General features: G+C 56.9%; 13 protein-coding genes. 6 read left to right on the top strand and 7 right to left on the bottom strand.

The genetic code is table 11. The features are described from left to right. Window positions 1-12 precede the first annotated feature (12 nt). The 4 genes from J3P96_RS07695 to J3P96_RS07680 form a co-directional block, all read right to left on the bottom strand. Window positions 13-2,814, bottom strand: coding sequence for a hypothetical protein (locus J3P96_RS07695; protein WP_434656391.1), 2,802 nt, complete (start codon window positions 2,812-2,814; stop codon window positions 13-15). Further along, a complete protein-coding gene (locus tag J3P96_RS07690) occupies window positions 2,804-5,287 on the bottom strand; it encodes a hypothetical protein (RefSeq protein ID WP_434656389.1) in 2,484 nt (827 codons plus the stop codon). The genes J3P96_RS07695 and J3P96_RS07690 overlap by 11 nt, the downstream gene beginning before the upstream one ends. Before the next feature lie 93 nt (window positions 5,288-5,380). After that, a complete protein-coding gene (locus tag J3P96_RS07685; protein ID WP_434656388.1) occupies window positions 5,381-7,183 on the bottom strand; it encodes a hypothetical protein in 1,803 nt (600 codons plus the stop codon). 168 nt (window positions 7,184-7,351) lie between these two features. Further along, complete coding sequence (locus J3P96_RS07680) at window positions 7,352-9,742, bottom strand: hypothetical protein (protein WP_434656380.1); 2,391 nt, start codon at window positions 9,740-9,742, stop codon at window positions 7,352-7,354. Window positions 9,743-9,925: 183 nt separating this feature from the next. Between J3P96_RS07680 and J3P96_RS07675 the strand changes: the two genes are divergently transcribed. The 6 genes from J3P96_RS07675 (at window position 9,926) to J3P96_RS07650 (ending at window position 20,702) form a co-directional block, all read left to right on the top strand. Beyond that, complete coding sequence (locus J3P96_RS07675; RefSeq protein WP_434656378.1) at window positions 9,926-10,396, top strand: hypothetical protein; 471 nt, start codon at window positions 9,926-9,928, stop codon at window positions 10,394-10,396. A gap of 23 nt (window positions 10,397-10,419) precedes the next feature. Beyond that, window positions 10,420-15,405 (top strand): RHS repeat domain-containing protein, encoded by a 4,986-nt coding sequence (locus J3P96_RS07670; RefSeq protein WP_434656376.1) that lies wholly within the window; start codon window positions 10,420-10,422, stop codon window positions 15,403-15,405. 229 nt (window positions 15,406-15,634) lie between these two features. Beyond that, the gene (locus J3P96_RS07665; protein ID WP_434656374.1) at window positions 15,635-16,192 is read left to right on the top strand and encodes a fimbrial protein; all 558 of its coding nucleotides are present in this window, start codon (window positions 15,635-15,637) and stop codon (window positions 16,190-16,192) included. A gap of 141 nt (window positions 16,193-16,333) precedes the next feature. Further along, complete coding sequence (locus J3P96_RS07660) at window positions 16,334-17,023, top strand: fimbrial biogenesis chaperone (protein ID WP_434656372.1); 690 nt, start codon at window positions 16,334-16,336, stop codon at window positions 17,021-17,023. Between the two features lie 33 nt (window positions 17,024-17,056). Then, window positions 17,057-19,558, top strand: coding sequence for a fimbria/pilus outer membrane usher protein (locus J3P96_RS07655; RefSeq protein ID WP_434656371.1), 2,502 nt, complete (start codon window positions 17,057-17,059; stop codon window positions 19,556-19,558). 61 nt (window positions 19,559-19,619) lie between these two features. Beyond that, window positions 19,620-20,702 (top strand): fimbrial protein, encoded by a 1,083-nt coding sequence (locus tag J3P96_RS07650; protein WP_434656369.1) that lies wholly within the window; start codon window positions 19,620-19,622, stop codon window positions 20,700-20,702. A gap of 9 nt (window positions 20,703-20,711) precedes the next feature. On the opposite strand, the gene J3P96_RS07645 is transcribed toward J3P96_RS07650, so the two are convergent. The 3 genes from J3P96_RS07645 to J3P96_RS07635 all read right to left on the bottom strand — a co-directional run bounded on the left by J3P96_RS07645 (window position 20,712) and on the right by J3P96_RS07635 (window position 26,686). Next, the gene (locus tag J3P96_RS07645; protein WP_434656368.1) at window positions 20,712-22,151 is read right to left on the bottom strand and encodes a hypothetical protein; all 1,440 of its coding nucleotides are present in this window, start codon (window positions 22,149-22,151) and stop codon (window positions 20,712-20,714) included. A 101-nt stretch (window positions 22,152-22,252) separates the two neighbouring features. Then, on the bottom strand, window positions 22,253-24,466 hold the full coding sequence (locus J3P96_RS07640; RefSeq protein ID WP_434656366.1) for an autotransporter outer membrane beta-barrel domain-containing protein: 2,214 nt from the start codon (window positions 24,464-24,466) through the stop codon (window positions 22,253-22,255). Window positions 24,467-24,688: 222 nt separating this feature from the next. Further along, entirely contained in the window at window positions 24,689-26,686 is a 1,998-nt protein-coding gene (locus J3P96_RS07635; protein WP_434656365.1) for a hypothetical protein, read from the bottom strand. Window positions 26,687-26,698: the final 12 nt, after the last annotated feature.

Here is a 26,698-nt window from a genome sequence, read left to right as displayed (position 1 = left end):
AGCGGTCGGGCTTCAGTTTTTCCTGCTACCGAGAGAGACGTGTAATCGATTGCGGTCGCCCGCCCTGAAGCCAATTGAAAGCGCGTGATGGTTGCCTTCGTTGTCGGTCAGGTAGACCTCCAATGGAGTTTTCTCCATAACGTGCAAGGGCTCATGCGCGTCGCGGCGAACGTTGGCGTAATGGTCACGTCGGAACAGTCCGACCCTGAACCCCCCCTCGTCCAGGGACTGGCCCTGGACCATTTCAGGCTTGGGTTGTTGGGCCAGTTTGTCGATCAACAGCGGGTCGTAACGCATGACGTTTTCGTCGTCTTTTTTCAGCGGATGGTTATAGCCATAGCCGGTATAACTGAACATGGTTTCGTTGTTGACTTGACTTTCCCATTGCACCATCGACAAATATTTACCGCGCACCTCTGCCGCCTGGAAATTCACACCCACCCGGCCTTCGCGCATGTAAGAGAGGTCCCAATAGTCCGTGGTGTTCAAGTAAAGATCGAAATCGTCGTCGCCCTCCGAATCACTTCCTCCACCGCCCTCCACACGCTTGCGCCTGATCTCGTAGTGGTCGATTGTCGGTGTAGGCGGGGGGACGGGTTTTAGCGTAACGATGCCTACCTCAGGGCTGAGCTTATCCGACCTGTACGGAACACCCTGGCTGCTTTCGAAACTCGCGTAGAAGCGGGTAACCTCCGAAGTGGCACGGCTGAGCATGTAAACACTCACCCTGCTCGATTCGGCACGCTTGCCAGGGGACAGTGCATTTAAATCCGCATAGGGTTTGAAACGATTGGCGGTACGCGTCTGCGCCCATAACATGTCGGGCAGCGGAGCGTCCCCGCCCACGATGCCTTCCTGCAATGCAGGAAGCTCCGGGACCATCTGGTTGGAGTTAACGTGATAGATCTTTAGCGACGCCTCCTCGTCGGAGGTCAGCCGTGCCCCGTCGGTTTCAATGAATGCTTCCAGCTGCACTTGTTGATAACCGTTGGAAAACATTGCCTCGGAACCGAGGGTGGTCAGATGGAATTTGGTCAGGCTTTCCCAGCCGGGTTCTTCCTGGTGGGCTGCGAGTTTTACAATGCTGTAGCCTGCAAAAAAGAGCGTTCCAGCCGCATAAATCTCGCACCTGACGACATCGAAAGAACGAGCAGTCGCCACGGGCGCAGTGTAGACCCCTTTTTCATCTACCGTGCCGTCGCCGATTACCGTCCAAATACGCTCGATTCCCACCGGGGCAGGAGAGTTTTCGGTGAATGTCAGCGTTGCGGAGCGTCCCACGCCACCGACGAATCGCGGCTCTATCCCAAGCGTTGGTGCGGCTCTTGTCAGTACCACCGAGGCCGTGACAGATTCACCCGTGCCATCCTCGACGACAATCGGGTCAACCACGGTGAATTCGGGCAGGTTAAGCAATTTGCTGGCCGGCGGTGGTGTATAGATCGCCGTATCGTCCTGGACCACCAACGACCCATAAATCGGTTGCTTCCAGGTCAGTTTCGAGCCACTGAGGGCCGAGGCGACAAAGGTCACGGTTTTTGTCTGGTTGCCCTCGATACGTGCCGCGGCTTCGGGAGAAATCGCCATTGCCCGGGTCGTGACCAGCAACAATGCCCGTACTTCATGGCTTTGTTGCGTCTCGGGATCGACATAGGAGGCTGTGACGAAGTTGCGCACCAGCTCCCGGCCCAACGTTTCCCGGGAGACGGGCTGGTAAAGCCCGTTATCATTGATGGTGCCCGCCGACGTATTCGAATTGAGACTCTTGACCGTCCAGCTGACGCTTACCGGCGCGCCATTGAGAAACGCCTGGTATTGAACGGGCTGGCCTCCAGCCTTCACCACCTGGACTTCAGGGACAATAGTCATTGACGTCCTGGAGGGGTCAAGACGACCGAAGATCACCAGATCCTTGGGCTCCTCACGGGAAACTTCAACGAACACATTTTGCTCTCCGGGAAACAACAGGCTCTGGATCAGCTCGAGCTTGTCATCATCCGACCGCGCCACATATTTTTCCGCCAGGACCATGGTTGCCGAAAAATCGCCGTCCGGGATCAGGTACGGGAAACGTTCCGGCGAAGGAATGTCCCCGCCCATTTCGTCGCCCTTGAGCTGCACCATGACCACCACCGCGCCGTCAGGCGCGTTGGCTGCTCCCGCCAGTTCGGCACCCGGCGCACGTTGCGTCAGGACCATGAAGCTCGTCGGGGTCAGGTCGCTGCGGCCATTCAAGTCGAGAATGCCCAGCACATACACTTGACGCTCGGGCGGCAACTGTTTGAAGGCGGCATCGAAGTACGCGCCGATCTTGACCCGGCTGGCCACCGGCCCTGCGAGATTGCAGGAGAACTTCACCCCCTTGGACAAATCCAGCGTCACCCTGCCCAGGCGATCGACCTCCCCCACCACCAGCGACAGATCCAGCTCCACCGTTAATGTATAACCATGGGCTTCGCTGATATCGAACTCATACATCAAGCCGTAGGTATCTTCATAAGCGGCAAAGTTTCCGCCCAACAGACTCAAGGTCAACGTCGCTCGGGAGTTGCTTATATCGGCGGGTTCGAACGACAGCAAGGGCTTGCCCAGCATGATATTTTTCAACTCGCCGTACTCGGTTTTCGAGTCATTGAGATCCATCCGACCAGAAAACACCGGCAGGTAATTCGTACCGTCGTATTTTTCCAGCCATTGCTGTTGGAGCACCCGATTAAGCCGCTCGCGATTGAAGGCACACACGGCCCCCCAGCCCTGGGTAACCGAATATTCCTTCATTTTTGCCACGATATCGGCACGTGAATTACTGACCATTTCGATTATCCTCTGCGAGGGTGGCAATGCGCTGCAGACAGCCTTTGATTTCTTCGCTGGCATTCGCGGACGGATTGATTGCCTTGAGCTCTTCGGAGACCGCATCCAACAGGCCGTTCAACGTCTCAAGGCCTGGAAACTGATCAGGTTCTATAGGCGGCTTGGGCCGCAACGGCGAAAGCGGCAACGGCAAAATGGTGAAACCGTCGAACTTGATTCCCATAAAATCAAGAATCACGGTAATCAGCACAAACTGACTGGTAGTGGATTCGCTTGCGGTGAAAATTCCAGTAGCTGCGTCGACTTTCCCGGCATCTGCGGGTATACATTTCCATTCCAATGGGCCGGTGAGCACCTGCCCGTTAAGTTTGACAACCAGTTTTGCCTGGTTCCCCGTCCCCCCCTCAAAATCGGCCTCGATAACTAAAGGTTGTGCCCGATACTTGACCACCATCAGGGTTCTTTGCTCTTGATTGGTTGCTGTATTTCTAACAACCACTTCATCTATTGCGAAAGATTCGATGGGGGGGGCTGCTGGTGCCAACGGAGCGGTGTACACATTTTTTCCTTCTGAATCTGCGCTAGAAGGAATGCTTCCGCTGCCGTCTACCCTCCAAGCCAACGTGCCGTTCATGGTGTGCGCCGACAACTCGCGAGTCTCTGGTGCCACCGAGGAAGAAGCGTTGCAGATTTCGATGAGCGGATTCAGTGTGATGGTCCTGGCCAGGACCGAAACCAACGCCCTGCTGGTGTGGCCGCCCCCGATGGACGCGGTCACTTTGACGCGCATATAGGTCCCATCAATATCGGTTAAGCCTGGAGCGGTATAGAGGCCCTGTGAATTGATGGAACCGACGCCAAGAGTGTTGCCCTCGAGATCTTCGACACTCCAGTCGATGCTGCCCTCGGGAGTCGGGTTTACCGAAAACTGACGGGTCTGGTCGTAACCCAGCATGATTTCCATGGGGTCGATGGCAAAAGTGGTCAGGCGGGGGCTGATTGCGCCGAAAAGGGCCAGGTCTCCTGTTCGGTGAGCCTCGCTTAGTTGTACGGCGTCCGATGAATTGAAGATGAGTGTATTCAATAAAAAGATATCAATTGGTTTTGCCTCTTTCCACTTATCTACGACCGAACGGGCCATACCAAAAAACATGTCACGCAAGTGACGACTCTGAAAAAACTCCAATACTGCTTCAGGATAATCCTGAGAAGGGTAATGAGCGCCGACAACGACATCGAATTTTATCTCCAACTGTTGCGTCTCAGGATTGACGATAAAATCAACAAAAGCGTTGGCGTTAAAACCCACCGCCTCCGAATAATTTACACCATCATAAGAAAACGACAACCGACTACTTCTCGAGTGCTGTCCCATCGAAACCGTAAGTCGAGGCGGGTTCATTCCGTTCCAAAAAAAAACGTAAAAATTGCTTCTTTCTTCGTATAAGGACAAACCACTGAAGGTGAATCGTGTTTCCTGCCCTCCGATCGGAGCCGAAAATTCCGCGCCAGCAAAAAGTGTATGATTGTTTCTTTCTATTTCTACCCTTTCTGTAAATCCCAATTCGTTTTTGTATACCTTGAAAGTATCGCCTTCAAACCCCATAGTGTTGTAAATGCTTTTCATAAGTACTTCAAGCAATAAAAATTCGGAACTGATCAGCATCATCGCATTAAGATCAGGCCGATCACTGGGAAGTGGATACAGCCAATCCTCTCCAGGCGTAGCGCCTTGCAGGGAGCCCTCCATGGCGATACGAACTTCAAGCGCCCCGTTACCAAAATTCGCCGCTTCGCGTAAATTGCCACCTGCCTCCATGACGGTCCGCAACTTAATTGACGCCGGTTTGATTATTTCCTGGGAGGCTTTAGCCAATATGCCCAGATGGAATTGGCGTTTCTCCTCCGGCGCTTCACGAAATTTGCGTTTGAAGAAAGCTCCGGCCTTCTTGCGCTGATAGGCAATACGATCAGAGGTTTCCTCCCAAATATAATGTTGTGAGACCGGATCTCCCGGATCCAACTGCACCTTACCCGCACTATTGAGGTCTCCTGGAACATCCTTTAGCTGAACCCGGTCGGCTTCGAGTTTTGGATTGTCCAAAGGATCATAGGAGCTGATCCTGGTGATCTGAGCGAAACCCTGGGTGTCGTCCAAGGTAATGTCCTTGCCGCCTAGGATGGCCATGCTCATCATGACCTCGCCGGTATTGTCCGGGTTGTTATGAAAACTCAAACGTGGCGTATCGGTGACGTAATCGAGCTTCCACCGCCAGGTGCTTTCACTTGTCCCGTAGGCCTCATTGATAGGCGGCATTACAGACTTGCTATGATGTTTTTCGATGTATTCTTGCAGCAATAGCTGGTTACACTTATCGCGGTCATATGCGACCAAAGCATCCCAATCATTCGTACGAGGCTTCAATTCAGCCCATTTCAGGTATTCGCTCAGTGTTTTGCGTTCTGCGGCCATGATATTCATCCTCTGCGATTAATTGGTTTTCCCTGCACCCACATCTCTTAAACTTGAACTCAACGAGCCTTTGGTATTTCAATTGCTATCAGGCTAAGCCAGCGTAAACCTTGCCGGACTAAACAACGTCTCCGCACCTGGCTCGTAAACTATCTTGACCTGCACATTTACAGCGCCCGGTTGAAAAGCACTGAAACTGGACTGCGCAAGTCCTTTTTCGATCTTTCTATTTGTAACGTCCGCAGCGGTTACGGGGTACTGTTCAAGAATGGCGACAACCAATGTATCTCCAGCGCTGTTCTTGCCATGAATATGAGCATTTACGATTTGACCCTCACGCATATAAAGCCATGAGGGAAGCGTGAATAGTTCACCTTCACTGGGAATCCGGCTCACGTAGATAGTGCCGTTGTACATCTGGGCTTGTTTCGACTGGATAGTCAGGTAACGGTCTTTCTCGATCGGCAATATCCGCACCGTGAAAACTTCCGACGGTACAGCGGCAGGCTCGCCCGACTGCTGTACGGTGTAATAAACCCGCACAGCCTTACCCAGATTCGAGGGAATGAACTGCGGGAGAATGTTATAGGTTCGCCCGCTCATCGGAACCGTCGCGATGTATTTGCCGCCGGTGCCATAACCTTCCCAGTGCACTTGGACGAGGTCCTCGGGACCATAGTTGGCCAGCGGGTCTATCGAGAGGTTCACGCCGGAAATGGCCTTTTGCGTGACATCCAGTATCCCTTCGCCCTTCGCCGGATCGTCAGGATCGGGGAGGGCGTCGTGGACGATGACCATCGGCAAGTGCAGGGGCTCTCGTACATTGACCGAATAAGGTTCCGCGGAGCGCGCCGTTCCTTGCCAGGCATACTGGTAGCGTAAGTCGATCGCTCCACCCTGGCTGGCGGCGACCCACCCGGCGTCCAGGTGCAACTCGAAAAACCCTTTGCCCAGCGTCGACACATCAACACGGGCACGCAGGATCACCGGAGCCACATCCGCGAGTGATGAAGAGACATGACAGAGGAGCTCATCTCCCACTTCCATGCCGGGGTAGCCAGCGATGCGCAGCAGCAAGCCTTGCGGGAACAAGGCGGGGTTGAGCGTGCCGCCGTCGTGCCCATCGATTTCCAGGCGGGGCAACCGGGCCGAGGTCGCTGCCAGGAGCTTGAATGTCTGCGCAGGGGACTGGGTGGTTTCTGCCGGGGCGCCGGCATATTGGATGCCGTAGTGCACCTGCGTGGATCCGCCTTCGAACCGCAGCAGATCGGAGCGATTCAGGAACAGACCCAAGGGTTTGCCCACCTCCTCCTCCCTGACCGCCTGTGGGTATGCGAGGGCAGGCAGATCTTCAACGCCCTCAGGGTCGAACCGACGGCAATACAGGGTCACCGTGTCTCCGGCGGCCATCGCCTGGTAAGGCGCTACCCAAGGTTTAAAACTGGAAGGTCCATCCATATCCAGAGACAGGTGCAGATCGTGCGATTCGCGGATCTGCAACACCGGCAGGGTCGCTACCGACCGTGGACGTTTGCCAACATAGAAAAACAGGCGAAGCGATTCATCTCCAGGCGTGCCGCCAGGCTTTCGCACACGATACGAATAAAAAACCGTACCGTTGCGAAGAGCCTGCAGGAGGCTGTTTTCGATCAACACCGGCATGCCGTCCGGTGTAATTTCATCCCCGATCACTTCGACTTCGTCGTTGGACTTATCGACAATCTCACCGAATTCGCCGCAGCCGAACCAATTGACAACAATGAAGTCAGCGTCGGCGAGGCCGTCGTATTTAATGAATGTTTCAAGTTCTTGCGCACCCAGTTCCTCAAGGTCAACGGCGTTATCCGGGCCTAATAAAGGAATGGTCGGTGCCGGATTGGAAAGCGTCATCGCCATGTTCGGGTTCCTTGGTAGGGAGATGATTGAGTAATCCACAGAATTACTGGCTGGGCTCAGGCATAGATTTACGCCTGAACAAAGCGCTTTGGAACTATCAGAACTGTTAGGCTTAGTCAGATTGAACGTTTGCGAATACAATGACTGCCAAACTGGCAAAACGAATAATCAATTATCGAAAATTACAACTTGATCTTCTTCTGGAAGCGGCTTGGGAGGGAGTGGCGAGAGTGGTAACGGCAAGATGGTGAAACCATCAAACTTTATTCCTGCAAGATCAAGCACTGCTGTGATCAACGCGAACTGACTGGTAGTGGTTTGACTTGCTGTGAAAAACCCTGTAGCCGCATTAATTTCTCCGGCGTCTGCTGGTATACACTTCCACTGTACCGGTACGGCTGGTATCTGCCCGTTAAGCGCGGCAACCAATTTCACTCGACTCCCAGCGCCCCCCTCAAAACTTTGCTTTATAACTAAACTCTGTGGTCGGTACTTGACCACCATCAGGGTGCTTTGCTCCTGTTGGGTTGTTGTATTTTTAACAACTACTTCATCCACCGTGAAAGACTCGACGGGTTGTACCTGCACCAACGGCGCGGTGTAGACATTTTTCCCTTCTTGACCCGCGGTATAAGGGATACTACCGCCGCCGACGACGCGCCAGTTCAATATGCCGTTCACAGTGTGGGCTGACAGTTCGCGAGTCTCCGGAAGCGTCGAGCTGGAAGCGTTGCAAATCTCGATTAGCGGATTCAGCGTAATCGTCCTCGCCACAACCGATACCAACGCCCTGCTGGTGTGGCCGCCCTTGGTCGCGATCACTCTGACCCGCTTGTAAGTGCCTTGGATATCACTCAACAGAGGCGCAGTGTAGACACCGCTTGAATTAATTGTCCCGGCGCCCTGAGTACTGCCGTCGAGATTCCGGACAGTCCATGTGACATTGCTCGTGACTGGTTTCGTCTTGAATGGATGAGACTGCGCATGCCCCACCAGGATTTCCACAGGGTCGATGGAGAAAGCCTCCAAACGAGGGTCAAGTGAACCGAAAAGAACCATGTCCCCTGTCAGGTTTAGGGTCTTGAGTCGTACGGAACTCTCGGAGTTGAAGATCAGAGTGTTCAATATGAACAGATCAATCGCCTCAAGGCTATTGAACATATCCATTAGTTTACCCGTTACATGAGCCTTAAAACCCTCGCCAAAGCCTGGTTTAATTGGCCCATTTCCATATAAATAGTCTCGCATGGCCGGAGGATAGGCGAGCGGCGACCTCTCAGCAGTTACTATCGACGAATCAAAGTTCAGGTCAATTTTAAGCTGACCCGACACCTCATCAAGCGAGAAAATATAATCGCTAATCATTTCAGTAAACGCTACGAACGAATGCAAAATTTGACCGTTCAACTTGGTGCTCACTGCCCTCCCCTGATCCTGAGTGCCGACGCGCAGTTTAAGACGTGACGAGCCGTCTGGCGCTGCCACAAGTGTTACAGTGAGCCTGTCTGCATCATCGACATACATTCTAATGTAGTAGCCATCAAAATTAAGCACATTATCCTTGGTATCAGTCACCTGAAATTCCGGAACTCGCAACGAAATGGGAGATACTGCGCGCTTGACCCGAATCGCGTCGACAAAGCCCTTACTGTTCAGGGCCCCGTCATATCCAACACCTTCTGCGCCAAATAATTTATCTACACCCTTGGCGATGATTTTGTTCATCAAGAACCGCGACCCCACGATCATCAACGCATTCAATTCAGGGTGATCACTTGGCAGGGGGTAAAGCCAATCCTGCCCCGGCCAGCCACCTGCCAGCTCGTCGTCCATAGCGATACGGATTTCGAGGGCCCCGTTGCCGTAGTTCACGGCGTTGAGCAAATTACCGCCCGCCTCCATCACGGTGCGTAGCCGGAAGGACTGGGGTTTCATGAATTCCTGTGAGGTCTGAGCCAATGTGCCCAGGGAAAACGTACGCTTCAGCGGGTCAGCGTTGCGGAACTTGCGCTTGAAAAAAGCCCCGGCCATCCGACGCTGTTTCTCAAGCGGATGCCCCGTTACCTCCCAGATACCCTGTTGTGCAACGGCATCGCCCAGATCCAGCAATATTTTGCCATCTTTACTCACCCCGCCCTGGACATCCTTGAGCCATACCCGCTCGGCTAGCAATTGCGGATGATCCAAAGGGTCCAGCGAACTGATTCTGCTGATTTGAGCGAAACCGGACGCGTCATCCAGCGTTACGTCCTTGCCGCCGATCACCGCCATGCGAATGTTGATTTCAGCCGACTCGTTGCCGGGATCGTTCTCGAAGCTCAGGCGTGGCGCATCGGTGACATAGTCAAGCAGCCAATTCCATGTGTTTTCCGATGATCGATACGCTTCATTGATCGGTGGCATAACCGAAGCGCGCTCGTACTTCCCAATATATTCCTGCTGCAGTACCTGATTGCACTTGTCCCGGTCATAAGCAACCAATGCACTCCAATCGTTGGTACGCGGTTTGAGGGCGGCCCATTGCAAATATTCCTGAAGTGTTTTCCGAGGAGCGGACATTCTGTTTACCCTCATTGCTCAGTGTTCAGGTAAACAGGTTTACTCCCCATCAGTAGACTTTGAAACTATCAGAACTGTTAGGTTTACCGAGGCGGAGTTTCTGCTAGCGTCGTCAGGTGAAAGCTACGTTTATGCGTAGCGAAGAAACCAAACAGATACTTAGTCCAAAAAGGGAATTCAGCAATGGGTCATATCCAGTTCTTTATCATCCTTCTAATAGGTGTGGGTTCCGCAGGTTGCGGGACGGTGGAAAACGCAACAAACGCCGCTGGAACCATTTTTATCAGGGAAAAAGACATCAGTAAGGAATGCAGTGTTCCAGCAACCCCAGGCGATCATGTGATATCAAACTACGACTGCACCAATGACCAAGCCTATACGGTTCGACTCTACGACATTCCCTCGGCGGTCAATATTACTTTTTTCGACGATAAAAACAGTGACGGCTGCCTGGATGGCGAGGGATGGGAAATTGAGGTTCGCACCATCAAGAACCCGACCACAACACCGCAGGAACCCCGGATGTCTCTTTCAGCAATGTACAGCCAACCGAACGGGGAGATCATTGAACCAGGCGTACTGAAAATACGGTCAAGGAATGGTGGTGATGTCAGCGGAAAACTATCGTGCGTACGCGTCGAAAACGATAAATAACTCTCCAGACCGAGGCTTCGTCCATGCCCGCTTCCACCGCCGTCCACTCCAACGCCTTCAACTTCCTCAGTTTTGTCCAGTCCGGAGTCGATGCCAGGACGGGCATGTATACGGTGTCGCTGTCTTTACCCGAAGTGAAAACCTGTGACCTCAGCGGCCCGGCGATTCCCCTGGTGCTCAACTTCAACCCTTTGAACGAAGTCGACAGCGGCTTCGGCCTGGGCTGGGACCTGGCCCTGACGCAGTATGCCCCGAGCACGCAAATCGTCTCGATCCATTCAGGGGAAACCTTCAAGGTCACGGACTTCCCCCCGGGGGACACGGGTCGCCTGCGAATGAAAGAGCAGAAAATCGAGAGTTTCCAGTTCTTCAAACTCACTAAAGAAAGCTATCAGGTGGTGCATAAATCAGGGCAGGTGGAGACTCTGGAACTCAAGGGAGCCACCCCGCAAGTGGCCGTGCCGGTGAGTATCCATTCAGCGCAGGGCCATGAGATCACGCTCGAGTACGACATCTTCAACGGGCGCCCGATGCTCAGCGTCATCCGGGACAGCAGCGGCAGGCTCCTGCAAGTCAGCCGCGACCGGGTAAAACACACGATCACCTTCAGCATCGGCTTCATCGGTACTACCCCTGCGGCACAGGTGCTCTTGAACTTGATAAATGATCGTATCGACAGGGTCACCCTGCCGACGACCGAAGGCGCCGGCTGGCGCTTTGGGTACCAGACAGTGCGCGAGCTGGCCTGTATCAGCGAAGTCTGGACGCCGCTGGGCGCCCACGAGACCATCCAGTACAACGATGCGGGCCATGGTTTTCCCGGCAGCGGCAACGAACAGCGCAAACTGCCGAGGGTGACCGACCATGTCACCGCCCCCGGCGGCGGCAACGCGCCCATCGTGGTGAAGTACAACTATGCCAGCGACGGGCATAACTTCCTCGGCTATGGCAGCGCCGTGAGCTGGACGGATGACGGCCTGGACAATCTGTTCAAGGTCAACGAACCCTACCGCTACAGTTCCACCGAAAGCCTGATGGCCGGTGCCAATGTCGCGCGCAGCGTGACCCGGACATTCAACCGCTTCCACCTGCAGACCGAAGAAACAACCGTGCAGGACAATCGGCAGAAAACCGTCCGCAGCCGTTATTACGCCGATGATGACGACACGCTATCTTTCGACGAGCAGCCACGGCAGTGCCAGTTGCCCCGGACAATTTCGACGCTGTGGTCGATCAACGACGACCCGCGTAGTTGGCGCCAGGACAAGCAGCTCAGCGAATTCGACATTTACGGCAACCAGACGCTGCGGGTCGAGCCCAGTGGTGTCAGCGAACACATTGCCTATTACCCCGCTGAAGGGGTGGCAGGGCAGTGCCCGGCGGATCCTTATGGGTTCGTGCGCCACGTGCGCGAAAAAACCTTCCTCCCCGCAAGCGATCCGACACTCGTGCCAGGACTGCAGAGCGGTGCATTGCCATTGCGTACCCGGTTTCGCTATGAAGCACTGCCGTCGCTGGGCAGCAGCACTATCCAAAAGCCCTGGATAGCCATGACACAAGAGCAACTGTTCGAACTGACCGGCACCAAAGACCCCAGCGAGCGCCAGCTCTCATCGACCCTCTTCGGTTACTTCAATGTTCCCGGCGACCCGTTGACCCATGGCCGGCGAGCCCGGCAGGCAATTACCCTGGGCAGCGACACCGGCCCGACCTCCTTCATCGACTACCGCTATACAAAAAATGCCGAAACCCGCTCGTTACAAACCGAGCAAACCTCCTCGACGGACTTCGACGATACCGTCATGACAGTGGTCGACGAACGTTCGATGCTCCACGGCGAACCCTTGCTGATCACCCAGGACGGCGTTCAATACAGTTACCGTTATGACCCGCTGAACCGGGTACTTAGCGAAACCCAGGCCGCCAACACCAATTACCCTGCAACGCGTCGCTACAGTTATCGCCTGATAAGGCCAGTCAATGCAGGCAGTCCTCCCGTTGCGGTCCAGGCCTATCAGCAAATGGAGGACGTCAAGGGTGTCAAGGTAAGGACTCACTTCGACGGGATGAGCCGGGTGGTACGCGAGGAACTGGAGGATCTGGACCATTCCAACGGCGCCTATCGCGATATCTACACAGCGAAGTACAACGACAAAGGCCTGCTGGTGGAAGAAACCCAAATCGACTGGCTGGAAACCGGTGATCTCCCCTTGACCACCACCTTCACCTACGACAATTGGGGGCTGCGCGACAGCTTAACCCGGCCGGACGGCGTAAAAACGCTGATGTTCAACGACCCCATAGCCTTTGCCAGCGAACAATGGATTGAAGGCACCGCACGCACCCGGACCATTACCAACCGATTCGAAAAAACCGTCAGCGTCGAACGGATCGGCGTGAGCGGGCAACGCATCAGCCGAACGGCCTTCGACTACGATGGCTTGGCCAACTGTGCGTCAAAGGTTGACGAGCTCGGCGGTATCACACGTTATAGCTACGATGCGTTCGCCCGCCTGGTTCGCACCACCCTGCCCGACCTGACCAGTGTCCATACTACCTATGCCCCGCACAGCCAGGCCGAGCTGCGGACCCGGATCGAGGTCAAACCGGGCCATTTCGACGGGGTCGCCCGCACGGTAGGCGAACGAACGTTCGACGGCCTGGATCGACTGACGCAGTTCAAAGTTGGGCCCCGGATCGAGTCGCGGGAGTACGAGGCTGGCTATCTGCTGCCCAAGCGCCGGATCACCCCGGCCGGCAACGCGGTCGAGTTTCAATACCAGCACGGCCTGATCGCGAAGCCGACCGTCATCACCGCAACGGACGACGAGTCTTCCTTCGACGTCGACGTGCTGGACGCCAGGCTGAACGGCTCGAAAAACAGCCAGGGCGCATATGCTTTTGCCTATGATGAGGTCGGACATCTGGAGGCCGAGACCTGGACCGATGCCCTCGACAACAAACCGTACACGACCCGCTATAGCACTTCCTTGAAAGGACGTCCGTTGAGCCGTACCGACGTTGGCGGCCACGATACGCACATGGAGTACCACCCGACCAACGGGCGGCTGCTGAGCATCGAGCAAAGGCAACTGAAGGCCTCATTCGAATACGACGCAATTGGCCGACTGTTCCGAACCGCCAGCCGCGACAGTGCCAGCCACAACACTCTGACCACTACCCTGGCGTTCGATGATGCGGGGCGCGAGATCCTGCGCACCTTGGTACTGCTCGACGCCCAGGACCAGCCCATTGAGGCCGAGCGCTCGATCGAATTGACCTACCAGGCCGACAGCAACGTGCGTAGCCGGCACCTGCGCGTAGCAGGGGCCACTGTTCTGCTGGAAACCTACAGCTACGACCTGCGCGGGCGCCTGGAACGCTACCGTTGCTCAGGCACTGAACTGCCAAAGGATCGCTTCGGCAACGCCATCCTCAGCCAGTACTTCGAGTTCGATACGCTGGACAACATTATTTACACGCGGACCGTTTTCAGCGACGGGCGACTGGACATAACGCATTTCAGCTTTGCCGAGGACGATCCCTGCCAACTGGTGGGCGCCAGCCACAGCCATCCTGATTACCAGAGCCTGGAAACCCGCTTCACTTATGATCTGGACGGCAACCTGAAGCAGGATGAAGCGGGACGACAGCTTAACTATGACAGCCAGGGGCGTCTGGTAAGTGTCGCCAGCCCTGACGGACAGCCCCTGAAAAATTATCGCTACGATGCCCACGACCACTTGCAGGCGATCACGCCGCAAGGGGATACGCAAACCCTGCGTTTCTACCAGGGAACACGGATCACCGACACGCTGCACGACAATGAGCATGTGCAGTTCCTCTATCACCAGGGCCAGCCCTTGGGCCAACAGACCCCCAGCGACGAAGGGCAAACGCTGTTGCTGATGACCGATGCCAAGCATTCGGTCATTGCCGAGAACCAGGGCGACCAGGTGCGCAGCGCCGTATATGGCACCTACGGCGAACGAGGCCCGGACTCGACACTGCAAAGTCTGCTGGCCTTCAACGGCGAGGCGCTTGAAAGCACTGGCTGGTATTTACTGGGCAACGGCTACCGGGCGTATAACCCGGGCCTGATGCGCTTCCACAGCCCGGACACCCTCAGCCCGTTCGGCGACGGCGGCCTCAATTGCTACATGTATTGCGCCGGCAACCCGATCGCCTTTGGCGACCCGACCGGGCACGCGCGTCAGGGGCAGATCATTAATAATATTTGGTTCAATGTTGGCGTCTCGACAGCCTCCGCTATCCTTGGCATCGTCCTGTCAGTGATAACGGTCAATCCAGGACCGCTGATCGCAGCCATGGCGCAAGTGGGCATCACGACCTCGGCCGCGGCCATCAGTACCACTGTGGCTGCGGTCAATATTGGTACATTTCAGGTGGGGATGGGCATGATGGCCGCTTCTATGTCTGTTACAGATGAGAATGCCAGCGAAGCACTCGGCTGGATAGGGCTGGGCCTGAGTGCGATAGCGCTTCCGCGATTCAAGTTGCCCAAATCGCCCGTGCCGCCCGTGCCGCCCGTGCCCGACGTCCCGAATCCGTTCACAATTCCGAGGGCAAAGCTTGGAAGAGTACCAGGCAGGTCCAGCGCCCAGCTGGATAACTCCGACGATTTTGCCGACCTTGATCTGGGGATGTTCGAACCCCGGCGCTCAGCTACCCCGGACAGTAGCATCGGTTCAACTCGGAGCCAGAACTCCAGAGCCACGCTTTCACCACAGACGCAGACAACAAGCTCGTCAAGTTCCGCCAGTCGCTCGGACACCGCTTCGATCAGCTCGTCTAACGGTGCTTTCCATACCCGCAGCAGGGCAAGTTCTTCCGCCTCGGACACTATAAGAAAGCCACCTCCAGCGCTGGCCGAACTGTTAGAAAGAGACCAAAAAATGTTGACGGACCATATAGTGCTGGGCGGCCAGCAATGGTGGAAGCCTAGACAAAGCGAACACAAAGCCGTAGTGCTCAGCCAAGCAGTGTGACCAAAGCCAGGCGCCCCTTGGGTCGCCTGGCTTTTTCCTTTTCGAAACACTCTTAAACACTCCCCCTGCCCTTGCCCCGGAATATGAGAGAACTCTCATATTCCCTGCCCTACCCCCTCCCTAGAATTCCCCACCGAGGCATGCCTGCCCGCGATAGTCCGCTATTCGCGACGGAGCAGCGCAACGCCTCGTCTATAGCCCACCGTTCATTGTTCAAGGATTCGATTAGATGAAAAAAACCCTCCTGGCAGCCTCCCTCGGGCTGATAACCGCCCTTGCCGGCGCATCCTCGTTCGCCGCCACCAGCAGCGGGCAGATCAACTTCACCGGTCTCATCAATGCCAATACCTGCCCGATCGAGCCCATCGATCCGGGCAGCGGCGCCCCGGGGCCCATCAATCTGGGTGAGGTCGCCGCCCTGGATTTCGCCGGAGTAGCCGATACGGAAGTCGGCGGCCGCGAGTTCGCGTTGCGCGTCAAGGATGGGACTGCCTGCGGCTTTTCCGCCGGTGATACAGCGGAGGTGACCTTCACCAGTACTCATGGAAGCGTCGGCACCGGTGGCAAGTACTACGGGATCCAGACCGGCGGTGCTACCGGCGTAGCGCTGACCATCAAGGACAACGATAACGCGCCTATCGACAGCGGCACGCCGTCCAAGGCCTATCCGCTGAACCCCACCGGCGAAACCCGGATGATCTTCCATGCCAAGTATCGCTCCATCAGCGCTACGGTTACTCCCGGCCCGGTGATTGCCAATATCAATTTCGTCGCCACCTACCCCTGAGATCCGCGGTTGGGTGCATAGCCATGCATCCGACCGCGTCGTTCACCGCCACGAACTTCAGCAATACCACGGGATGACCCAGTGTTTCGATCAAAAAGAAAATACCGCCGTGCCTGCACCTTACTCACAGGGACCGTGACCTTGCTCCTGGCCTACGCCCCCCTGAGCCAGGGAGCCCTGACGCTCAGCGCCACCCGGGTGATTTTCGACAGTGACAAACGCAACGTCTCATTGATCGTCGCCAACCCCAGCGACAAAGTCTTCGCGGTGCAGTCGTGGGTCAACACCAGCGCCGACGACACCACCACGATCGTACCGTTCGTGGCCTCGCCGCCGCTGTTTCGCATCGATCCTGGCAGAGAGCAGCAAGTGCAGATCAATGGCTTGCCCCACTCGTTGCCCAAGGATCGCGAGTCGTTGTTCTTTTTCAACGCCCAGGAAATACCCCAGGCCGAAACCGACCAGCGCAACGTGTTGAACATCGCCATTCGTACCCGCATCAAGTTTTTCTATCGCCCGGCCGAACTGAAGCAAACCCCGGCGGAGCGACTCCCGGACTTGCAATGGTCATTGCAATCGATCGATGGCACGCCAAGCCTGGTACTGAACAATCCCACGCCGTTCCACTTCACCTTCCAACGCCTGGAGATCAGCGCTGGCGGTCAATCGAAACGAATCGACAGGCCGGCCATGGCGGCACCCTTCGGGCATCAGATCTACCCACTGGCGGGTTTCAAGCCCGGCACCGACGCGCAGCTCTCGTTCACCACGATCAACGATTACGGCGGCATCACCGAGCCCGCCACCTTGCCCGTGCGGCAGCGCCCTTAACCCCTCCAGCCCGCAGTGTCAGGGAACATGCTCATGATCGGATTTTCAGCAGGCCGGCGCGTGCGCCTGCGGCTGGCGCATTGCCTATTGATCGGCAGCAGCGCAGTGCTTATCGAGACGAACCCTGCACTGGCGCAAACACCAGCACGGTTTCTTTCAGGCTTCATGCATCAGGGCCATGATCAGGATGCCGACGCCGGCCAGTTGGCCTTGCAAGCCATGGCCAACGAACAAGGCTTGCTGCCGGGTCGCTACCGCGTGCAGGTCAGGCTCAACCAGCAATACGTGGGCGAGCACGACATCGAGTTCATCAACGGCGGTTCGGCAGTTCTGTCGACCTGCCTGACGATGGACCTGCTCAATCAGTTCGGCGTGAACACCAAAAGCGTGGCCGATCCCGAAGCGCTCGCAAGCCCCTGCATAGACCTGCCGGCCCTGATTCACGAGGCTCGCGTTGATTTTGATGCGGCGCGCTTGCAACTGAACCTCTCGGTCCCGCAAATTGCCATGCGCCGCAAGGTCAGCGGTTACGTCGATCCGCAACGGTGGGAGCACGGCATCAACGCTGCGTTCGTCAATTACCAGGTCTCGGCGCAGCAAGGCAATAACCGTTATTCGGGACGTAGCGACAGTCAGGATCTGCTGCTGAACGGCGGCGTCAATCTTGGCCCCTGGCGCTTGCGCAGTAATCAAAGTGCCCGCCAGGACAGCGATGGTGGACGCACCTGGACGCGGGCCTACACTTACGCCCAGCGTGACCTGCCCGGCCTGCACGCCAACCTGACCGTGGGCGAAGCCTACAGCGGCGGCGATGTGTTCAAGAGCGTTGCCCTGAAGGGGGTCATGCTCAAATCGGACTCGGGAATGTTGCCCGACGTCATGCAGAATTATTCGCCGATCATCCGCGGCGTGGCGTTCAGCCGGGCACGCCTGGAAATACGCCAGAGCGGCTACCCGATCTATTCCACCTACGTCAGCGCCGGCCCCTTCGAAATCGACGATTTGAACACCGGCGGAGGCAGCGGTGAGTTGGAAATCCTGCTCACCGAGGCCGACGGCCAGGTCAGGCGCTTCACCCATTCCTACGCATCGCTGGGCAACCTGCTCCGCGAGAACACCTGGAAGTACAGTGCTGCCATAGGCCGCTACAACGTCGCCGGAAAGGTTGAAGATCCGATGCTCTGGCAAGGCACTCTTGCCAGCGGGATTGGCTGGGGCATGACCTTTTATGGCGGCCTGCAGACGAGCGAACACTACCGGGCGGCCAACCTCGGCGCGGCGAAGGACTTGGGCACAATGGGCGCTATGGCATTGGACGTCACCCATTCCAGCGCCGCGATCGACCTCCAGGAGGTAAATTCCGTACAGGGCCTGAGCTACGCGATCAAGTACGGCAAGACCTTCGATTCACGTACCAGCCTGCGCTTTGCCGGTTACCGTTACTCCACCGAAGGGTATCGGGACTTTGATGAAGCCGTGCGTCAGCGCAGCCAGAACACCACCTTCAAGGGCAGCCGACGCAGTCGCCTGGAGGCATCGATCCACCAAGGCATCGGCCAGCAGAGTGCCTTGACCTTCACGCTCTCCCAGGAGGATTTCTGGCGCACCGATCAACAGCAGCGCCAGTTCCAGCTCAACTTCTATACCCGCCATCGAGGCGTGAACTACAACCTCTATGCGGGTCAGTCATTGCGTAGCCGCCAGCAGACCAGTGACCGTCAGATGGGCTTGAGTGTCTCGTTCCCGCTGGACATCGGTCACACCAGTTCCATCAGGCTGGAGACGCAAAAAACCGGCACGAGCTGGAGCCAGCGTGCCAGCGTCACCGGCAGCCTGGACCAGAATCGCCTCGGCTACCGCGCTGGTGTTGTCAACGAAAACGACCGGCAGCAGGCAGCCGAGCTGTCGATGAGCTATCAGATGCCCGTCGGCAATTTCGGCGCGGGCCTGAACTACGGTAATGCCTACCGCAACCTGTCGGTCAACGGCGCCGGTGCCATCGTGCTGCACGGCGCAGGTGTCGAATTCGGTCCCTACCTGGGAGAAACCGCGGCGTTGATCGAGGTGCCGGGCATCAAGGATGTCGGTATTGCCAACGCGCCAGGGGTGCGCACCAATGCGCGAGGCTTCGCGCTGATCCCCTACCTTCGGCCCTACCGGATCAACCAGATCGAGCTGGATACCGCGGAGCTGGGGCCGGAAATCGAACTGGAGAACGGCACCACCCAAGTGGTGCCGCGACGGGGAGCGCTGGTCAAGCGTACCTTCGCCGCCCGCGCCGTCCTGCGAGTCGTGGTCAACGCCACGTTCCAGGGTCGTCCGTTGCCGTTTGGTGCCCGGTTCGAATCCGCCGAGGGCGAAGTCGTCGGTGTGGTCGGCCAAGGCGGCCAGGCGCTGCTGAGTACTCATGAGCAACCACAAGTCCTGAACGTTGCCTGGGGTGAGAAACCCGCACAGCAATGCCGCCTGGCCATCGACCCGCAGAGCCTGCCGTTGTCCGAGGGCTACCGCTTGCAAACGGCGATTTGCCGATGAACCGGTTTTTTCCAGGCGATACCGTCGTTTCGACGCGACGCCGCCTCCCAGCAGGATATCGATGATGAAATTATCAGCGCGACACCTCGCCAGCCTGATCGGCGTATTCGCTGGCTGCCAGTTGGCCCTGCCCGTCCTGGCCAATACCTGCCGGTGGGATTCAGCGCCGGGCCCCGTCAGCTACCAAGTCAACCTGGGTACCGTCTATGTGCCTCGGGATGCGAGTATTAACAGCATCATCGGCGTTGCCGACCAATTTGTTACCAGCAACCGCCCGGGCCCGACCATCATCTGTACTAACGACGGCAGCGTGACGCTGGACTTCAACGCCATCAACATAGCGCCGTTCGATCATCATCGGGGCACCTTTGGCAATGGCGGCGTCGACGATAGGATTTTCGCCACCAACATACCGGGAATCGGTGCGCGCGTTACTTTGGAAGCCGGATTCGACGGACAGTCCGGCAACTCCTTCGTCCCCATCGGCGGCAGCCCCGTGGTGCCCTTCGACGCACAACTCAGCCGGCGCATGGTGACGCCGTTCACTCTCTCCAGGCTGCGCAGTTTGGTCACGCTGGTCAAGACCGGCCCTATCGCCCCCGGTCCGCACATGGTGAACCGGCATATGTTCGACGGTTATTTCTCCAACATCGGCAAAGGCTTTGGCTACAACCTGAACGCAACGGTCATTCAGTCCCAATGTGCAGTGGGCGCCAACCCGGTGAGTGTCGACCCGGTACCGCTGGGTACCTGGCAGGTCGGCGACTTCAATTCTCCCGACTATGCCACCACGCCGGTGCCGTTCACGATCACCCTGACCCGCTGCGAGGCCGACCCGACCAACGCCAACCAGGCCAACGCCTACATCCGCCTCGACGGCGCCAACGGGTCCTTGCCCGAGGGCGACGGCCGTAACGGTGTATTCAGTCTGGGTAATGGCTCGGGCGCCCGGGGTGTCGGCATCCAGATATTGCGAGGCGATGGGATCACCCCCGTGCCATTGGGCACGGACGTGTTCTTCGGTTCCATTGAAAACGCCCGCGACAAGACGCTCGGCTTCACCGCGAGGTTCTACAAGACCGGCAGCGTAGTGAGCCCAGGCAGCGCCAATGGCGCGCTGAGCTTTACCCTCTCCTTCCAGTAGAGGCTTCGGTCAATCCCTCAGCATCGGTCGCAAGGTATCGAAAACCAGCCATTTCCCACCGTCATCGAAGCTGACCCGGGTTTCCACGATAAACGGATTACCGATTGGCAGGGACAGCATGAAATCCCGGGGCAGTTTCACTTTCACCCCATTGTTGACCTCTGCTGCTACAACTCGATGTTTGTCCAGGACAGTCAGACTTTTGCCCACGCCCGACACCTTGACGGTCACCAGGCAGGCCTCGCTGATAAACAGCCATTTTTTTTGATGCACAGGCAACCCGCCGTCCGGAATTGCGGCCTTGGATACCGGAGTGGTGAAGGGAAGTTCCAACTGGGGGGGCGGGAATTGGTTGAACGCTTCGACCTGTACCGTCAGTGTCTCCGAGTCCTTGACGGTGCCGTCCGCGAGTTTCACACCGTAGTACATCGGCACATCCTTGTTGAACATCGCCGCGATATTTGCCGCAGGAATTTTTACTGCCTTCTGGCCCCACGGCACTGGAACGGAAACCGCCCCCGTCGTGCCAGGTTCGCCAAACTGCATGGAGACGACATCATCGTGGTAATAGACGGCATCCTCGGGAATCTGTGCAGTCGCTCCGTTCAATGCCTTCCGTGGCTCCAGTTGGGCACATTGTGATGGACTGCCTTCGGCTTCGGCGATCCATGGGTAAGGAACATAATGCGGCGCCCGCAAGACCGCCACCAGGAACGAGACCGGATCGGACTCAGGCGATTCGTTGCCGGCCCGATCGAAGACCCGATAGGAGATCGAACGCGGCCCGTCGCCCATGTCGCGAATGAGCGCTTCGTCGAACTCCAGCTGAAACTGCGTCTCTTCGTAGTCATCTTCGGTAAGCGTCCTGGATACTTCCCGTTGCTGGCCGTTACCCTCGTTCTTCCAGGCCGCGACGATACGGTCACCGGGGGCCGGTTCGGGGTAAGTGGGAACGTTCACGGCCACGATTCCGTGGTTGTCGATGAGGTATTGTTCAGAGAGCCCATCTTCGACAATGATCGGGTCGATTATTGGTGGGTTGATGAACGCAAGCTCCGGCGCAGACGTATCGAGCGTCATCGTCAACGGAGCGGACTCATCGGATTCACCATTTAAAGCAATAGTCACCTTGTAATGCAGCTGATGGCGCCCGTCGTTGCCCCGCAACTGCGTGCCCGGGAGCATTACCCACCGGTCAGACACCTCGATAGGCGCACCGCTCCAATGGCGAGAATTTACCGGGTCGCCGTCAAGGAACAGTTCAACCGACTCCTCTCCCAGCCTTGGATCAGAATTCTCCCATAGTTCAAAGCAGACCTTCAGGTCGGCGTGTGTGCTGGCTTCCGGTAGCAGATTGATTTGGCCGCCGGGAATGTCTTCAAGCAGCTCCTCCACTCGAGGCGCCAGTAATTGCATGGGGCTATTGGACGCGTTTGCTGACTCGCTCATGACAAGACTCCCTGAAGAAGCGCAAGGACAATGGCCGTTGCCGTTATCCTCGCTTCGTGTAAAGAAAGTTGAATGCACCGCGTAGCGTCAGCCCGCTGAAATCACCAGCTATAGCGCACGCCTACGTTCGCTCCCCACGGCTGCTCGATCTTGTTGCCGTTGCTGTAATCGAAATCCGCGTGGACCGAGACTTTATCGGTCAGCGTCATGGCCACACCCGCGCCCATTTCGCCACGGGAACCGGAAAGATCATTGTTGAACCTGTTGTCGTTGACCTTCACTTCGTTGTTATTGGCGAATTCGTGTACGTAGGCCGCACGCAGATACGGCTGCAATACCTTGCCTTCGCCCAGCTCGAAGTTACGCCCGACCGTCGCCCCAACCTTGCCCAACAATGACTTCGTACGCCCACCTTCAGCGGCCAGGCCGTTATCCAGGTCGTAGTTTTTCCCCTGGATAACGACTCCCGACAAGTGGGTGAAGGGCTCGACAAAATAATCGTCATCCAACCTGATGTGGCGACCGAACTCCACGGACGCGCCGACGCCATGGCTGTCATAGCTGCCCTTGGTTTTTTTGCCATCGCTGAGCTGGACACTGGATTCGTTCTGGAATCGGTTGAACTTGAGCACACCGTCGAAGTAGTAGCCGCTCTCGTCATCCAGCCAGGTGGTGTAGCCACCGAGGTAGTAACTGTCGACCTCGCCTGTGGTTCCACGACTCAGGTCCAGATCGGACTTGCTGTAACCACCCAGCAACCCGACCAGCCACTGACCGTCACCCATTGGCAACGGCGCATCGGCACCGAATGACAAGCCCTGTTGGGTTTGCTTGTAAGCCACACCGGAACTGGCGCTGACGTCAAACTTGTTGCCGTAGGCGCGCATCCAGCCCCCGGCCTTTCCCTGGTCCCTGCGGACTTCGCCCATGCGGCTGCGCAAGGTGCTGAGTTCGCCGTACCAGACGGTCGGCGCGGCATTGAACAGCGCCATCACCGTTCGCGTACCCGGACTGATGACTTTCGACGTGGTGTCCAGGTACCAGTCGGTGTCGCCGCGCTTGATCAGGTTGTAGGAATAGGCGCCCAGGTTCACCTCCCCACCCAACAGGGAAAACCGGGCATCACCGCCACCGATATGGACGACTGGCGTGGAAGCCGCGGCCCCCGGTTCCGAGCCACTGCTGTCGAGCGACACCAGATGACTGCCCGTGGCCGTCCCGGTCACATTCAACGTGTCGACCTGGCCCGTGGCGAAGTTGGTGTGCATGAAAAAAGTACCGTTGCCCGACAGCTCGCCCACCGTCAACTTGTAGAATTCGCCCGGATTGCCGAACTGGATGCCTCCCCCGCTCATTAAAAGCTTGTCGACCTCGCCGTCACCAACCATTACCCAGCGAGCTTCGTTGTCGACGGCCAGGCTTTGTACGTTTTCAAGGCGGCCGGTGAGTGTTGCGCCATGGTCAAGGGCAACATCGGCGCTACTCCCGGTTTCGACGACGATGTCGCCGATCAGGTCGCTGTCGTCGGCCTTGAAATCGAGGCGGGAATCGTTGACCACTTCCACCAGCGTCCCGTTGCCGCCCACCAGGGTGGAGCGGTTGTTGACCTCGATGTTCACGCGTTCGGCGTTGGCCCGGGCCAGACCGTCAACGATGATCGCCGAGCCGCTCACGCCTTCGACGCGGGAGTTGTTCAGGATCAGCGCGTTGCCGCCGGACAGGTCGAGGGAGGCGAAGAGGCTCACCCCGTTGAGTCCGCCGATGATCGTACTGTCGGTGGCGGATACCTTGCCGCCAAAGCTTTCCACCCCGATGCCATCCGCATCGCTTCCAATGACGGTGGAACCCGCCTGAAGCGTCAACTGGCTTTGGGCACTGAGGCTTGCCCCCACCGTGCCGCCGATGATCTCGCTGTCACTGACCAGGGCCGTGGACCCACCGTTGACGGTTTGTGCCAGACGCAGCCCGGTGCGGCTGCTGACGACCCTGCTCTTGTTGGTAATGGTCGCATCACTGGCGGACAGATCCACGCCATTGGTCGTGCCTTGAGCGGCAACCTGGGTTCCATCAAGGGCAATCGTCGAACCTATGGCGGCACGGATCTGGCGAGTCGTGGCGCCGTTGGCGTTCAGGGTACTTGCATTCTCTACCAGGTAATCGTCAACCGCGGTGTTGGCATTGATGGTCTTCGTGGCGCCATTGTCGACCAATGTCTGGGCCAATCCGCTCGGGCTGATCAACAAGAACGGTGCGAGCGTCGCAAGTTTGCGTAAACGCGTAAGCGGCGTTACGAAAGATGGATGGCTGACGGGCATGGGTAACTCCTGATGAACAAGCGTCTCTGGTAACCGTCATGCCTGGGTGCCTGACGATCAAAGGCGGCAATCCTAGGCACTCCCCCCGTAAAGATATGTAGGATTTATCTCTATGCTCGTAAGACTTGTCTCATAGTCACTCGGGTTGCTGAACCGCGGCGAGTCCGTGCCAGCCTGCGCGCATGGGCGACAAGCGCCCATGCTTCGGCTCGTTATCGAGACTCAGGGTGTTGTGATTGGACAAGGAGCGCTTGGCCCATAAAATGCGGTCATTCTGGTCAAGGATTGCGAGCCAATTTCTTCCGTCCCGTCGTGGAAAAAATACTCGATCTTCACGCGTCCCAGGCGATCCGCATTTTCGTGATAAAGAGGCAAGATATGGTCATCGTAGGGTTCCACCATGATCGTGAAGCCCGTGGCGGGCCACTCAGTGCCAAGTGTGTAGTCCTTATTGAATATCGCCTCTTCAATGGGATCTTCATCCGACCCGAGAACCGATCCCCTCATGGGAGTGAACCTGAACTTGATCGTATTGCCGTCCTTCAACAACCCGGAGAGGTCGGGTATGTCGACTTTTAGTGCGCCATCGGGCTCAAGGGTACGGCAGCCCAGATAATCGTCCGGACCAGGATTGGAGGGGAAGTTAGCGGCCGGCAGGTCAATGGCAATGGCATTGACCAAGACTGGTGTTGTTGCGGACTTCAGATCATTTTTCCCGTCAGTCACGCTCAGTTGGTAATGCACAGGCACCGTCGGGCCATTGCCGCCGCCCTTGATGTAATTCCAGGGGATGATGACAGTTTGCTCCTGGCCAGGTACATGATCCGGATTTGTAGCATCGAAAGTTATCCGGGCCTCAGGGACAGCCGTGCCGTTCCAGAAAAAATCGATGATGTGGCCGTTGACCGCCTTGGCGTACCAGGTGAAGGCAAATGTTGCGTCCTCGTTCTTGTCTGCCCTCGCCAATTCATTGGTTCGGGAGTCGTCGTGATTCCTCACTTCACCAGCCACCAGGCTTGGATGCACCGGGTCAGGCCAATCCAGGGGCGGCCAGGGGATCCAAGGGATAGGGACCTCAAAGTCAACCTGGATCTCTTTGCTTTGAGGTCCAAATGGCCGGCCTTTGCGAATGACTTGATAACTGATCTCGGTTGGCTTGTTTCCGGTGGTACCTTCTCCATATTCCTGGAGCATGAGGAGTGCAGGGCTCACCGGGATCTCGATTTTTTCCGGCGGGTTGTTGCCGACCGGAAATTTACCGAGGTCAGTATTTCCCCAGCTCAATTGAATCTCGTCATCACGCTTGTGATTGTCATATCGGGGAATCCAGACACTCACCCCCGCCAGGGCGTGTTCGGCTACCAGCGGGCCTGGATCAGCCTGAGGGATTTCCGGCGCCAGCAGATCATCTGGCAGCGGCCCGAAGGTGAGAGTCATTTTCTCGTAGTCGGAGATGGCGCTGAAGTTGGTCGCCTCGTCTTGCAGGACGTACATAAACACGCACTCTGCATCTCCGAAATCTCGAACGTCGTTACCATTGATCTGCACGCTGGCGTCGCCGCTGCCTGGATCTGGAACAGGTCCGAAAAAAATCGGCGTAAGCCCTGTCGGATCTTCAGGAATAGCGGCCGCATCAACGAGGAAAATGTAAATCTTGTCGGTGGCTTGCCAATCCGGATAACCAGGAATCGTCGCGGTCAGGTTGCTGCCGGCCGGCAGGTTGCTGTCATCAAGGTTTGTAGTTACAAACTTCAATGCTTTCGGCAGCTCCCGGTTGTAAGGCGGTACCTGATCGCAAATAACCGGGGTGATTGGCGACTCGGTTTCGTTGTTCTCCCAGTTGTAATGGACATAGCAAATACGGCAATCAGCACTTTGCGGAAGGCGATCGTTACCAATCACCATCTCGTAGGGAAAGGGGCCCGAAAGATCTTCAAATACCTGCTCCGCCACAACATCGAACCGGCCGCTGCCAATAGCGAACTTGACTTCGATCCTATCCGACTTCCCCGGAAGCGGCGGGTTAGCCCACTTGGGGATCTTGACTATCAACCCGTTCTGCAGAACGGGTCCCTTAAGCAGGCCTTTCGCCTCATCGGCATAATTGCCGGAATCAATGATTATTTTCTCGAGGTCCACCCTCGACCGATGTTCGCTACGCATCCTGAGGTAAGCGCTGTGCGCCTCTTGTCGCTTCATTCGGGTATCTGCGTTGGCCATGCTATCGCTCCC

Source organism: Pseudomonas sp. R3-56 (assembly GCF_051132075.1).
Taxonomy (GTDB): Bacteria; Pseudomonadota; Gammaproteobacteria; order Pseudomonadales; family Pseudomonadaceae; genus Aquipseudomonas.
The sequence above is the reverse complement of the archived record's forward strand: the minus strand, read 5'-3'. Positions and strand labels throughout refer to the sequence as shown.